The organism is Gammaproteobacteria bacterium, from assembly GCA_022450155.1.
Lineage (GTDB): Bacteria > Pseudomonadota > Gammaproteobacteria > Arenicellales > UBA868 > REDSEA-S09-B13.
In genome coordinates this window covers 1-13,383 of the sequence record JAKUQR010000018.1, presented here as the reverse complement: position 1 = coordinate 13,383, position 13,383 = coordinate 1, and the positions used below count along the sequence as shown (strand labels likewise).

Sequence of the window (13,383 nt, the reverse complement as noted above, 5' to 3'; positions counted from 1 at the left end):
ATTCATTCCTCCTGCTGCTCATTCAATTTTCTCTCGAGCGACGTCTTCAACTGCCCGAGCGTCTGGTTCAGCACACCCACCTGGTCCGGGCTCAGGTCCTCAAACAGCTCACCTATCCATTTTTCGTGTTCACGCGCGACTTGAGTAAAACGTTCATAACCATAATCAGACAGCGCAATAATCTGTACGCGCCGATCGGACGGATCCTGTTCTCTTTCAACCAGACCATCGGCCACCAGCCTGTCCGTAAGGCCAGTGACATTACCGCCGGACACCATCAGTCGCCGACTGAGTTCAGTCATGTTCATCCGACGATTCGGTTGCCGATAGAGTTGTGATAAATAGTCAAAACGCGGCAGTGTCATGCCGTGATCGCCGTATAAGCGTGTACGCACAACCCTTTCGACCGAACCGACACAGGACCAAAGCCGTAGCCAAGCCCTAAGCGCAGATTTGCCGCTGACTCTGCTACGGCTGATGGTGGTGACAACATCCGAAGTTTGGGATTGAGCTTTCATAAAGCTGTCTCACCGCCGTCAACAGCAAGTGCCTGGCCGTTGACTGAACCTGCTGCCGATGAGCACAGCCATAACACACAGTTGGCCACTTCTGCTGGTTCGATCAAGCGACCCTGGGGATTCATCCTGGTCAAATCCGCTCGGGCCTCTTCACGGTCGCGGCCTGTTTTACTCACGATGGTGTCGATCGACCTCGACAGCATTGGTGTGTCGGTAAACCCCGGGCATACTGCATTGACTGTGATGCCAGTCCCCGCCAGTTCAGCAGCCAGGGCCCGTGTGAACCCGATCGCCCCGTGTTTGGCTGCACAGTAACCAACGACGTAGGGATAGCCCTTCAGGCCTGCCGTGCTGGCGATGGTCACGATCCTGCCGCTGGCCAGTTTCTTCATTTGCGGTAGAACACATCTTGTGGTGTTGAAAAGTCCGTTCAAATTGACATCGATCATCTCGTCCCAGCAATCAGATTCTCCGGCAGCAAATGATTCACTGACAGCACCGCCGGCATTGTTGATCAAAATCTTAATCGGCCCGTGCTGATCGACAATCCGCTCGACTGCTTCGGCGACACCAGGCCGATCTGTGACATCAGCCACAGCGATCTGTGATTTATGATCGAGTGATTGCGCCACGGACACCAGTGTTGTGTGTGTTCTGCCCATCAATGAAACACGGGCGCCAGCACTGGACAACGCGCGGGCAATCTGTTCGCCGATTCCGCTGCCCGCACCGGTGACCAGCGCGTGAATATCTCTTAGGTCGGTCATGTATTCGTTGCTCGTCATTAGATCTGCCGCAGTAACTGCCCTGCCCGATCCAGATTCCGGTGTTGCTGATCCCGGCCGGCCAGGTACTGTCGGGGCCACGCCTGTGAATCATAGTTCAGCTCGGCTGCGGCGCGCAGCGTCCAGAACGGATCAGACAGATGAGGTCGAGCAAGTGCAACTAGATCAGCCCGACCTGCAGCCAGAATCGAATTAACATGGTCTGCTTCAAATATGTTACCAACCGCCAGGGTTGCCACACCGATCTCGTTACGGATCCTATCGGCAAAAGGCACCTGATACATCCGCCCATAGACCGGATCGGCCTGTGTGCTGGTCTGGCCGGTCGAAACGTCCACCAGATCGACGCCTTCGTTCTTAAATGCCTGCGCAACCGCGACGCCCTCCGCATCGGTCAGCCCACCCGTATGCCAATCCGTAACGGAAAGCCGCACGGACATGGGTTTTGCCTGTGGCCACACCCGTCGTACCTCACGAAACACCTCCACCGGAAAGCGCACACGATTATTCAAGGATCCACCATATACGTCCGTACGTTGATTAGTTAAAGGTGAGATAAAACTTGACAGCAGGTAACCATGGGCAGCGTGTAGCTCGAGCATGTCAAATCCGGCATCAGCACCGCGCTTTGCGGCGGCCACGAAATCAGCCACGACCCGGTCCATGTCAGAACGGCTGGCAGCCCGGGGTACCTGATTGTCAGCAGACCAGGCTAGAGCCGATGCGGCCAGCAGCTCCCAGTTATCAACTTCAAGCGGCAGATCATCACCTTCCCACGGCAGGCGTGTGGATCCGCGAGGGCCTGAGTGCCCCAACTGCAGGCACACCTTGGCCTCCGAATGCTCGTGTACAAACGCAACAATTCGCTGCCAGCCCGCGCACTGTTCGTCATTCCAGATACCAGCGCATCCCGGGGTTATCCGGCCCGTTGGGGATACCACGGTCATTTCCGAAAAAATCAGCCCGGCACCGCCCAGGGCGCGTGTACCCAGATGTACCAGATGAAAGTCACCCGGTATTCCATCCACTGCCGAATACATGGCCATGGGGGATACCACTACCCGGTTGGTCAGATGCATATCTCGTAAAGTGAAAGGCGTAAACATCGGCGGCAATGCGACCGCCGAACCGGCGCGGCCCGCCTGTTGTGAAAACCAGTGCTCGATACGGTCTAGATAGACACGATCCCGCCGACGAAGGCCCTCATGACTTACCCGCTGACTTCGCGTCAACAGGGAATAGGCAAACTGCTCTGTTGGTAGTGCCGTGTAGCGGTCGACATTCTCAAACCATTCCGTGGAGTTGCGGGCCGCAGACTGTATTTTGAGCACTTCAATTTTGCGTTCCGCCTCATACTGCTCGAGCACCTGAGGAATTGACCGGTTACCCGGTTCCTCCAATAGATGAGCCAATGCAATAGCATCCTCCATCGCAAGCTTGGTGCCCGAGCCGATGGAAAAATGTGCGGTGTGCGCGGCGTCTCCCATCAGCACAATATTGTCTTTGACCCAGTTCTGGTTTGAGACGCGCCGGAAACAGATCCAGGCTGCAGAACCCTGGAGATGTGCCGCACGAGACATCAGTGGCTGACCATCGAGAAACTCACTGAACAGTGATTCGACAAAAGCAATACTTTCGTCTTCTGCCATACGGTCAAGCCCGGCCCGGTGCCAGCAATCTTGCGAAGTTTCGACAATGAACGTCGACGTTTTGGAATCAAAACGGTAGGCATGCGCCTGAAACCATCCCCATTCGGACTCAACAAACAGAAACGAGAATGCATCGAAAACTTTGTGCGTACCGAACCAGATAAAACGATTTTGTCGTTCGTCGATCTCCGGCTTGAAATGATCTGCAAATTCCTGGCGAATAGTGCTGTTTGCGCCATCCGTTGCGACGATCAGATCCGCTTCGTCAAATTCACAGGCGTTCTTGATTTCGCGCCCCATCTCGAGGGTGACACCCAGGCCTGCACACCGGTGCTGGAGTATCTGCAGCAGTTTAAGACGCGATATACCGCAAAAGCCGTGACCGCTTGAACGGATCGTCCGACCGCGGAACCGGATTTCTATATCATCCCAATGAGCAAATGACTGCAGGATATTTGCCTGGGATTCGGGATCTGCTTCACCGAAATGACCAAGGGTCTGGTCAGAAAAAACGACGCCCCAGCCAAAAGTATCGTCCGCGGCGTTGCGTTCGTAGACAGTGACTTCGTGATGGGGCTGGTGTTTCTTCATCAGCAGCGCAAAATACAGCCCGGCTGGGCCGCCACCGACGCAGGCAATTTTGAGCGGTCGTTGCAACGATGTCGCCATAGTGGATAAAGGTCGTGACCCTAGTCAGATAATATACTTTAATTATAAACATTATGGGTATATAGTAAATAGTCCACTGAATCGTCCAGGGTCACTCAGTCCGATGTGGAAACCGCCCGAACGTATCCGTTACCGCACCCACCCCGGTGAATGGCCAACCGCAGCCGTCGCAGCCGCATCAAAACTCTTTATGCCTTTGAACTATCAGGCACTCTCTCTCTCAGCACGGACCTGGGTGCCGGCGATGGTGCCCTGGCGAGCGACTGAAACCGGGTTTGTTACTCCCGACAATCTGGACTGGTACGAGCGCTTTGCACGCGGACAACCCGGTGTCCTGGTCGTTGAAGCCACCGGTATCCGCGACATTGCGTCCGGTCCGCTGATGCGCATCAGTGACGATCGTTTTATTCCGGGATTGCAGACCCTGGTGGAAAGGGTCCGTGCGGCCAGTGACGGACAGACCCGATTACTGATTCAACTGATCGATTTTCTAACCGTGAGGCGGCGGCCAGAACCGGAAAAATTCTTTGCACGCTATCTGAAAATTACAGATCAGCACCGCGATGCTTTAAAGGCGGATGACTGGTCCGAAAACCGAGTTCGTAAAGCTCTCAGCGATCTCGAACTGGAAGAACTCAAGACCATCCTCAGTCCAAGGGAGTTCGAATCGTTGCGCTTTGGTTATAGGGAGCACGTAACCGATACGCAGATTCCGCACATCGCCGAGCTTCCAGAAACCCTGCCCGTCCTCTTTGCTGATGCTGCCCGTCGTGCACAGATCGCCGGCTTTGATGGCGTGGAACTGCACTACGCCCATGCCTACACCATGGCATCGTTCTTGTCCGCAACCAACAACCGGCGGGACGGCTATGGCGACTCTCTGGAGAACCGCGTCCGGCTGCCGATAGAGGTCTACCAGGCTGTACGAGAGACCGTCGGTAAAGACTTTGTCGTCGGCTGTCGGTTTCTGACAGAAGACTGTATCGAAAACGGATCAAGCACAGACGACAGCAGTTTTTTTGCTCAGCAATTTGCAGCTGCCGGGATGGATTTTGTCTCGACCTCACGTGGCGGTAAATTCGATGATGCCAAGCAACCGACCATCGGCGACGCCGCTTATCCCTATACCGGTCCGAGTGGTTACGAATGTATACCGGGCTACCTCTCGGATGCCTTCGGACCGTTCGGCCGCAATTTTGCCGCAACCGCCAAAATCCGGACCGCAATACGAAACAAAGGGTTTAATACACCGGTTGTCGTCACCGGGGGGATTCACGACTTTCAGCAGGCGCAGAGCCTGCTCGAATCCGGCACCGCGGACGTGATCGGACTGGCCCGCCAGTCGCTGGCGGACCCGGATTGGTTTTTTAAACTCCGATCCGGGCGTGGCGACGAGATCAGAGTCTGCGAATACACCAACTACTGTGAAGGCCTGGATCGAAAGCACAAACAGGTGACTTGCCAGCTGTGGGACCGGACCGATCTTGACGAACCGGGCATCAGCCGCTCGCGGGATAACCGCCGGCGCCTGGTTGCACCGCACTGGCGATCAGACTGACCAGGCGCATCATCCAGCTACCGCTATACTATTTATCGGTTAACAAACTATAGGTAACCCTCATGATCTCGGCTGATCTTAGCGGTAAATGCGTTCTCGTGACCGGTGGCCTATCCGGTATTGGCCTTGCCACCGTAAAGACCTTTGCTGCCTGCGGCGCACAAGTGGCTGTTAATCACTTACCGGACGATCCGGCGACCGACCAGGTGCTGGATGAACTCAATAAGGATGGGTGCCTCATTGTCAGCGCTCCGGGGGATGTTTCGGATCCTGATCAGACTGAAACCATGGTCGAACAGGCAATCGTGGCACTCGGACGCCTGGATGTTCTGATCAATAATGCCGGCACCTCGAATACCAGAACGCCAATCGCTTTCGATGATCTGGCTGCGATGTCAGAATCGTTCTGGACAAAGATCATGCAGACCAACCTGATCGGCGCGTTTCGCTGTGCCCGTGCAGCGTTTCCTTCTCTCAGATCGGCAAAAGGTGCTATTGTCAGCACAGCCTCGGTCGCGGGCCTGGGTGTGCCGGGCAGCAGCATTGCCTACGGTGCAAGCAAAGCGGGCCTGATCAACCTGACCCGGTCTCTAGCCCATGCGCTGGCACCCGACGTGCGGGTCAATGCAGTCGCACCCGGATTGGTACGCACTCCCTGGACTGACCCCTGGCCTGATGAGCGAAAAGCTCAGACCATCGCGGACTGCTTGCTGGATCGAATGGTCGAACCCGAGGAGATTGCAGCGACTATGCTGTTCCTCGCCTGTAATTCAGCCATCACCGGCCAGACGGTCGCTGTTGATTGCGGGCGCACCTGCTAACACATCGATTGCTCCAACCCATTTGTACAACAAGCAAGTTGGGAATGACCAACACTCCTCAATCAGTTTTTATTCAAGTTGCTTCGGTAACCAGGTTGCAACATCGGGTACAAAGATCAGTAAGATGAGGACCGCCAGTTCGATCAGAATAAACGGCAGCGCGGCTCTGACCACCTGTCCCAGGGTCACGCCGAACGGTGCGACCCCCTTCATCACGTAAAGCAGCAGGCCGAACGGTGGGGTCAGCAGACTGATCTCCATGGTGATCAGCATCAAGACCATGAGCCAGATCACATCGATGTTGAAAACGACCTGCAGGGACTGGGAGCTCAACAGAAAAAAGGGCAACGTCAGGAGCAGCATACTGACCTGGTCCATAAAGGCTCCCAGGAATAACAACACCAGCATCATCATGATCACAACGGTCAACGGCGTCAGGTCCATCGCGGCGATGTGCTGCAACAGCCCTTGTGTCGCGCCGGAGTTCGCCAGCGCCTGACTGAAGACCAGCGAGCCCGCGATGATAAAAAGGATCATCGTGTTGATCTTTGTGGTTTCCAGTAGTGCTTTCGCGATCGCCCGCCAATTGAAATCAGCCCCGTCTATGCCGGACACCTGTATCCTGCTCCTGAACACGCGAAAGACGTAACACACGCCCAGCGACGCCAGACAACCCAGTGCAGCAGACTCGGTCGGCGAGGCGAGTTTGTAGAAAATACTGCCGACAACGACGATAAAGATGATCATAAGCGGCAGTACGTAAAGCACCGTCGGCAAGATCCGGTTGACGAACCGACAGTAGCGCCCAGCGTAGGTCCAGGACAACCACCGACGGCCCCTGCCATTCAACGAAATGGTCACCGCTTGATCGAGGGCATCGGTATCCGGCTCGTAGGTGGGTGCAAGTTCCGGATTGATTGCACAGCGGGCCACAACATAGGTAAAAAACAGCACGGCCATCAGGATCCCCGGCACGATCCCGGCAATGAGCAACAGGGCGACCGACTGTTCTGCCAAACTCGCAAGCAAGACGGCCAGCGCTGACGGCGGTATCAGCATGGCAATGCCCCCGACTGCCATAATCGGCCCCATCGCCATACTCGGCTGGTAACCGCGTTTCATCATATCCGGCAGCAGGACCGATCCAAGAATGGCGGTATTGGCAATGGTCGACCCGGAAAGCGACGAAAAAACTGTACCGCCGACAATCGAAACAACCGCCAGCCGCCCGGGCACGCGCGCGATGAGTCGATCGATTGCGCCAATGGCCTTGAAGGCCACCCCGGTCTGCAGAAGGATTTCCCCCATCAGCAGAAACAGGGCAATTGGCGCCAGCGTGAACTTGATGGCGTTATGAAACTCCAATGGCATCAGGACCAGGCCAATATCCCCGTTGATGAACAAAGCCGTTCCAAGTATGTTGGCAGCAAAGAAGGCAAAGGCCACGGGCAGGCCCAGGAACATCGCTGTGCAGACCGTGCCAAGCAGCAGCGCAAGTGCCAGATACCATTCCATGGTTCAGAACCCCGCCTTGGGTAATCTTTGATCCACCTTGGAGGCTTTCTGACCAGCTCGACGAAACCGCAACAGAAACTCAATGGCCAACAGGAAAAATGAGGCCGAAAAAATAGCCATCATGTAGCCAGTTGGGATCCGCAGGTCCTTATCCGGCAATGTGCCATCCTGGAATTCCCAGAGCATCACGCGGGAACCATAAAAGCACAGCAGAACACAAAGTACAGCGCCCGCAAGATCCATGATGCGCTCGACGTGTTGAGCAGATGCTGTGTTCAGCACCGCGGTGAGGACATCAACTCGTACATGCGCCCCCTGGTTGAGCACCCATGGCGCGCCAATGAAAACTCCAAAATAAAGGGTGTACTCAACCCCCTCGTAGAGCCACCAGATACTACCCAACTGGGTCCTGATGAGAAACAGATTGAGGGGAATGAGGACCGTAAAGAGCCCGATGGAGAGTGCCACCAGGTAAGCCAGGTACAGCACAACGCGGTTGAACCCGGCCTCGAAACGATCGATCCGCCTGTGCATATCGGACCCGGCAAGGATCAGTGCTGAACGCTTAAGGCGATACCCCGCGACGGGAAGCCGGCCAACCGGCCAACTCCCCGTCGCGGGTACAAGTGGTCAGTCAACGACTACTTGCTGAACAGCTTCTTCAGTGCTGCACCATGCTCCGGGCTGCGTTCCAGCACCTCGGCCCATCCCGCATCCGATGCGGCCGCTACCCATTTGGCCCGATCGGCGCCTTCCATCGTGATAAATTCCATTCCCTCACTGGCCAACCAGTCTTTTTGTTTTTTCATTGCAGACCCGCCAACGGCAGAAGTTTCTTCGGCGTTTCCCTCGAATTCCAAACCAACTGACGTCAGAACGTCCTGCTGGGCCTGGGTCAGCGAATTCCACGTCTTCAAGTTGACAATGCCGTGCAGTGATGCGTGGTAGAAACCAGGCTCGACTAGATACTTGGTAACTTTTACCCAAGCCGGGTTCCAACCCAGCGCCGGCCAGCCGTATCCCTGTACCGTGTTGTTTTCCATGTAAGTATAGACCTGCCCGTAGTTAGAGCGCTGCACGGTGGCACCCAGCGATTTGAAGAACGCGGTATACACGGGAGCCACTCTCAGGTTCAGGCCAGTCAGATCAGGTCCTGTGATCGGCTTACTGAGCCACAAGTAAAACGGCCCGAAATCATGATAGCGAGCGATGTACCGAATATTCTTCTCAGCCAAAAGCTTCTGCACATAGTCGAGCGCACCATTCTTACGCAGTTCGGCATAAGTATGATCGGAGAAGCGCAGCACTGGCGCCTCGGGCAGTACATTGCCAAAGTAAGCTTCGGGACAGCCGACCATATCGTAAGCACCTTTGGCCATTTTCTGGGTCAGCGTGAACGGGCTGCCAATCGCCGGCGCACCCCCTTTGAGATCGATCTGTACCACACCCTTGCCGCGCGCATTGATCTCTGCCACGAATGCTTCAAACGGCCTTCCCGGGGGACTGCCGATCGGAAAACAGCTCGCACCCGTGAGCATCACTTCACTAGCAGACACCAGGTTCGGCACAAAGCCGAACAGAGCAAGCGCCGCAGTCAGTACCAAACCAGATTTAATTTTTGATTTCATCATTGTCTCTCCTCCGAAGTTAACCGCCTTTGAACTACACTTAACCGAACAGTAAATTACTCAGATTACCGGCTTTCGCGTAGCAACAACTGATCGTTCACCATCCCCGGCAGGCCCTTTATGCAGCAACACGCCAGCCTGCAACCGGTCCAATGATAACTTAAACTCTGCCAGGCCGAAATTGTGCTGTCGCACCTGTCACCCGCGATCGGCGTGATTGCAATGCCCCACCGCCCAGTTGAACTGACATCGATTCGAACGCTACCATCACGGTTGCCCGATTTCTGTCGTGGGGCGCTGACTTATTCTGACAAACATGCGTACACTGACGCCTGAATCCTGACCCTTAGAAAACCACATGACTTATACCCTGATCACCAACGGCCTGGTTCTGGATTGTGAGACATCGACTGCAACCGCAGCCGATATCCTGATTAATCAGGGCAGGATCGAGACCGTTGGGCCGCCGGGGATCGAGGCGCCCCACGATGCTGCAGTCATTGATGCTGCTGAGCGACTGATTATCCCGGGCCTGATCAACAGCCACACCCATGGGCACGGCAGTCTTTACAAAGGTGGGGGCGACCGCTGGACACTTGAACTGTTACTGAACGCCGGACCGTGGCTTGCGGGCGAACGCACCCTGGAACACAAGTACCTGGCGGCATCGTTGGCGGCAGCCGAAATGCTGTGTAAAGGCTGCACGGCAGTCTACGACCTGTACGTGGAAATACCCGCACCCACCCTGGAGGGAATGCGTGCGGTCGGGCAGGCGTATAGCGATGCTGGAATACGCGCTGTCGTGGCACCGATGATTGCAGACCGGACATTTTTTCAGGCGATTCCTGATCTTGTCGATGCGTTACCTGAAACACTTCGCGAACGTGTGCAAAAAATGAAAACGACACCGGCGGCGTCGACCTTCGATACCTGCCGCGCCCTGTTGGATAACTGGACCTTCGACCGACGTCGTATCACCCCGGCCTTAGGACCCACCATCCCGCTGCACTGCAGCGATGATTTCCTTACCACTGCCCACAACCTAGCCCGAGAGTACGACGTCGGACTGCAAATGCATCTGGCCGAATCAAAGATCCAGGCACTCTCGGGTGTCCGTCACTACGGCAAATCGCTGACTGCACATCTGGACTCACTGGGCTTCCTCGGCCCTCACTTCACGGCTGCCCATGCTATCTGGCTGGACCACGACGACATCGCACGGCTCGCTGATCATGGTGCATCAGTTGCGCACAATCCAGGCAGTAACATGCGGCTGGGTTCAGGGATTGCGCCCGTCCGTGAGATGCTCGATGCTGGTCTGAATGTCGGCATCGGCACGGATGGTGCCCATTGTGCCGACAATCAAAACATGTTCGAAGCGATGCGGCTGGCTTCATTCGCATCCCGACTGCGCAGCCACGACTACGACAGCTGGCTCAGCACCCGGGAAGTGGCTGCGCTGGCCACCACCGGCAGCGCTCGTGCACTCGGTATGGGAGACCAAATCGGCAAAATCGCCCCGGGCTTCGAGGCGGACCTGGTGCTACTCGATCTCAATCACCTCAACTGGCTACCCATGAACGATCCCGTAAACCAGTTGATCCACACTGAAGACGCAACCGCTGTTCACACCGTCATAGTGGGCGGAGATCTGGTTGTGCGCGATGGCCAGCTGTTGTCAATCGATGTGGCCAAACTAAAAAGTGATGCTCAGGAGGCCATCGCCTTCCTTGGCGAGCAGAACCGGGAGACCCGGGCACTGGCAGAACAGCTCGAGCAGCATGTTGGAAAATTCTGTAGCGGCCTTGCCCGTTCCCCACACCATGTACACGCAATGGCAGAGCCCGATTTACCACGATAAAGCTATTTTCATCTACAGCAAATTGTTGATCTGCACCCGCTGGCTTTTACCCTGAGCCCATAACACCGGGCCAATGTCCGGTTCAGTCATCAGCGACCCGGCTGACTTCAACCAGTGTTGTATGGGCGGTACTGCCCTGCCCCAACCGTGATGTGCCCAGATCGCGGGTCAGCACATTGGGATTGCCCTGACGATCGGTACCATCACTCTGAGGATCATGCCAGGCACCGGTCGGGAGCGACACCACACCCTGGCGAATGTCTGTACTGAGACTGGCCCGGGCCAAGCATGCACCCCGGCTGTTGAAGATTCTAACCAGATCACCATTTACAACACTGCGCTGCTCGGCATCTGTAGAGCTGATCGTGACCGTGGCTGGCCGTGCGCCAGGCAAATCGGCGATTGCGCATTCGAGCTGGCTGTGAAGTTTATCGCCGGGCTGTGGCGATACCAGATGAAGCGGGAATTGTTCCGTTGATGCCGCACCGAGCCATTCATCCGGTGCTCGCCATACAGGATGACCTGGGCATTCTTGATAACCAAAACTATCTACCGTCTCCGAAAATATTTCAATCCGACCAGATGGCGTATCGAGAGGTGCAGCATCAGGGTCAGCTCGAAAATGTTCAAACGGGATTCGAGCATGTTCAGCGCCGCTGATTGGCAGCTCAACCCAGTTACTTGCGCGCAACGAATCGTAATCAGGCAGGTCAACCCCCTGATCAGCACTGTCACGTTTGAATCCTTGATACAAATACCGTAGCCAAGCATCTGCGTCACGGCCTTCGGTGTATACCTCGTCAATGTGAAGCCGCGTCGCAAGTTCAGAAAATATTTCATAGTCATCCCGGGCATCATCAACTGGTGAAATCAGTTCGGGCATATGAAACAGAAAGGCATCCGTGGCAGCACGCGCGATATCCTCGCGCTCATAAGGCGTTGTCGCGGGAAGCACGATATCGGAGTACTTCGCAGTCGCGGTCCACCAGGGTTCATGAACGATAATCGTCTCGGGCTGCTTCCACGCCTCGCGGAGGCGGTTGAGATCCTGGTGGTGATGGAATGGATTGCCGCCACACCAGTAAACCAAACGAATGTCGGGATAGTGGCTTTGGTTTCCGTTAAAGCTGTATGGCTGCCCTGGATTGAGCAACATGTCGGCAATACGGGCGACCGGTATGAAATCTGATACAGCATTCTTCCCACGAGACAGGGATGGGCGTGAGAGTCGTTTGAGCGGCACCCCGATACCGCCGATCGCCCCGTAACCATACCCTACGCCGCCACCCGGCAACCCGATCTGACCCAGCATCGCAGCCAAGGTTGCTGCCATCCAATAGGGTTGCTCTCCATGCTGCGCACGTTGAAGTGACCACGCTACTGTAATCAGAGTTCTCGAAGCCGCCATTTGCCTGGCGAGATCTTGGATAGTAGTGGCTGGAACACCACAAACATCGGCCGCCCAAGCCGCCGTTTTTGCTTGACCGTCGGTCTTGCCCAGTAAATAGCTTTCGAAGCGTTCGTAACCTACCGTACAACGATCGAGAAACTCTTTATCCAAAAGTTTTTCATCGGCCAGCGTATGCGCAAGCCCAAGCATCATCGCCGTATCGGTACCGGGAATAATAGGCAACCACTCACTTGGTTGTGATGCATCGCCTGCCTGCGGACTGATGTTGACCAACCGCATTCCCGAATGTTCAAAGGTCTTGAACCAGTTGCTGGTCTCATGACGGGTCACACCACCCATGCTGACCTGCGAGTTCTTGGGATTAATCCCGCCGAACATGACCAGTGTCTGCGTGTTGGCCGCAATCATGGGCCACATGTTTTGTGCGGCATACATCAATTTGAGAAAGTTCATCCCGAACACATGGGGGATGATCGCCTGTGCGGCTGCCGTACTGTAGCTGCCAAACGACGATACGAATCCCCCGAACGCGTTCAGAAAACGATGAAGCTGGCTGGGTGCATGGTGAAAACAACCCGCACTGGCCCAACCATAGGACCCCCCGAATATCGAAGTATTGCCATGCGTTTTTTGTACCCGATCAATTTCTGCTGATGCGATATCCAGCGCTTCATCCCAAGGCAACTCAACAAAAGTATCGTTGCCCCGGTTCTGACGCGCACGATCAGATCCACCTTCCAGCCAGCCGCGCCTGATCGAGGGTCGCGCGACCCGCGTACGGTGGTGTACAGCTTCGGGCAAGGCTGAGGAAATACCCGAGGGATTAGGGTCTTCCTTAAATTCCGAGACACCGACAATTCGCCCGCCATCAGTGATCACTTCAAATGCACCCCAATGGCACGAGGAGACTTTTGTTTGTCGTGCAGTCATTCTCTGGACCCTGTTAGATGCTTGAGCTCCCTGTATTC

General features: G+C 55.5%; 10 protein-coding genes. 3 read left to right on the top strand and 7 right to left on the bottom strand.

Annotation, left to right across the window (positions count from 1 at the left end; genetic code table 11):
• Positions 1-2: 2 nt before the first annotated feature.
• The 3 genes from MK323_10510 to MK323_10500 are packed head-to-tail and all read right to left on the bottom strand — an operon-like array spanning position 3 to position 3,621.
• Entirely contained in the window at positions 3-518 is a 516-nt protein-coding gene (locus tag MK323_10510) for a MarR family transcriptional regulator (protein MCH2482589.1), read from the bottom strand.
• Positions 515-1,303 carry an SDR family oxidoreductase gene (locus tag MK323_10505; protein MCH2482588.1) on the bottom strand — a complete coding sequence of 263 codons (789 nt, stop codon included), beginning with the start codon at positions 1,301-1,303 and terminating at the stop codon, positions 515-517. The genes MK323_10510 and MK323_10505 overlap by 4 nt, the downstream gene beginning before the upstream one ends.
• A complete protein-coding gene (locus MK323_10500; protein ID MCH2482587.1) occupies positions 1,303-3,621 on the bottom strand; it encodes a bifunctional salicylyl-CoA 5-hydroxylase/oxidoreductase in 2,319 nt (772 codons plus the stop codon). Before MK323_10500 ends, MK323_10505 begins: the two co-directional genes overlap by 1 nt.
• Positions 3,622-3,724: 103 nt before the next feature.
• On the opposite strand from MK323_10500, the gene MK323_10495 reads away from it, so the two are divergent.
• On the top strand, positions 3,725-5,179 hold the full coding sequence (locus MK323_10495; protein ID MCH2482586.1) for an NADH:flavin oxidoreductase: 1,455 nt from the start codon (positions 3,725-3,727) through the stop codon (positions 5,177-5,179).
• A 62-nt stretch (positions 5,180-5,241) separates the two neighbouring features.
• Complete coding sequence (locus MK323_10490; GenBank protein ID MCH2482585.1) at positions 5,242-6,000, top strand: SDR family oxidoreductase; 759 nt, start codon at positions 5,242-5,244, stop codon at positions 5,998-6,000.
• 69 nt (positions 6,001-6,069) lie between these two features.
• On the opposite strand, the gene MK323_10485 is transcribed toward MK323_10490, so the two are convergent.
• The 3 genes from MK323_10485 to dctP all read right to left on the bottom strand — a co-directional run bounded on the left by MK323_10485 (position 6,070) and on the right by dctP (position 9,143).
• Positions 6,070-7,515: a TRAP transporter large permease subunit gene (locus MK323_10485; protein ID MCH2482584.1), complete on the bottom strand. Its 1,446-nt coding sequence runs from the start codon at positions 7,513-7,515 to the stop codon at positions 6,070-6,072.
• Between the two features lie 3 nt (positions 7,516-7,518).
• Positions 7,519-8,049 carry a TRAP transporter small permease gene (locus MK323_10480; protein MCH2482583.1) on the bottom strand — a complete coding sequence of 177 codons (531 nt, stop codon included), beginning with the start codon at positions 8,047-8,049 and terminating at the stop codon, positions 7,519-7,521.
• A 107-nt stretch (positions 8,050-8,156) separates the two neighbouring features.
• Positions 8,157-9,143, bottom strand: a complete 987-nt coding sequence (gene dctP / locus MK323_10475; protein MCH2482582.1) for a TRAP transporter substrate-binding protein DctP — start codon at positions 9,141-9,143, stop codon at positions 8,157-8,159.
• Between the two features lie 358 nt (positions 9,144-9,501).
• On the opposite strand from dctP, the gene MK323_10470 reads away from it, so the two are divergent.
• Positions 9,502-11,004: an amidohydrolase gene (locus tag MK323_10470; protein ID MCH2482581.1), complete on the top strand. Its 1,503-nt coding sequence runs from the start codon at positions 9,502-9,504 to the stop codon at positions 11,002-11,004.
• Between the two features lie 82 nt (positions 11,005-11,086).
• On the opposite strand, the gene MK323_10465 is transcribed toward MK323_10470, so the two are convergent.
• Positions 11,087-13,345 carry a molybdopterin-dependent oxidoreductase gene (locus MK323_10465; protein MCH2482580.1) on the bottom strand — a complete coding sequence of 753 codons (2,259 nt, stop codon included), beginning with the start codon at positions 13,343-13,345 and terminating at the stop codon, positions 11,087-11,089.
• Between the last annotated feature and the right edge of the window lie 38 nt (positions 13,346-13,383).

Coding starts and splice junctions, on each gene's coding strand:
- MK323_10510 (MCH2482589.1), bottom strand. CDS start 518: ATGAAAGCTCAATCCCAAACTTCGGATGTTGTCACCACCATCAGCCGT.
- MK323_10505 (MCH2482588.1), bottom strand. CDS start 1,303: ATGACGAGCAACGAATACATGACCGACCTAAGAGATATTCACGCGCTG.
- MK323_10500 (MCH2482587.1), bottom strand. CDS start 3,621: ATGGCGACATCGTTGCAACGACCGCTCAAAATTGCCTGCGTCGGTGGC.
- MK323_10495 (MCH2482586.1), top strand. CDS start 3,725: ATGTGGAAACCGCCCGAACGTATCCGTTACCGCACCCACCCCGGTGAA.
- MK323_10490 (MCH2482585.1), top strand. CDS start 5,242: ATGATCTCGGCTGATCTTAGCGGTAAATGCGTTCTCGTGACCGGTGGC.
- MK323_10485 (MCH2482584.1), bottom strand. CDS start 7,515: ATGGAATGGTATCTGGCACTTGCGCTGCTGCTTGGCACGGTCTGCACA.
- MK323_10480 (MCH2482583.1), bottom strand. CDS start 8,049: ATGCACAGGCGGATCGATCGTTTCGAGGCCGGGTTCAACCGCGTTGTG.
- dctP (MCH2482582.1), bottom strand. CDS start 9,143: ATGAAATCAAAAATTAAATCTGGTTTGGTACTGACTGCGGCGCTTGCT.
- MK323_10470 (MCH2482581.1), top strand. CDS start 9,502: ATGACTTATACCCTGATCACCAACGGCCTGGTTCTGGATTGTGAGACA.
- MK323_10465 (MCH2482580.1), bottom strand. CDS start 13,345: ATGACTGCACGACAAACAAAAGTCTCCTCGTGCCATTGGGGTGCATTT.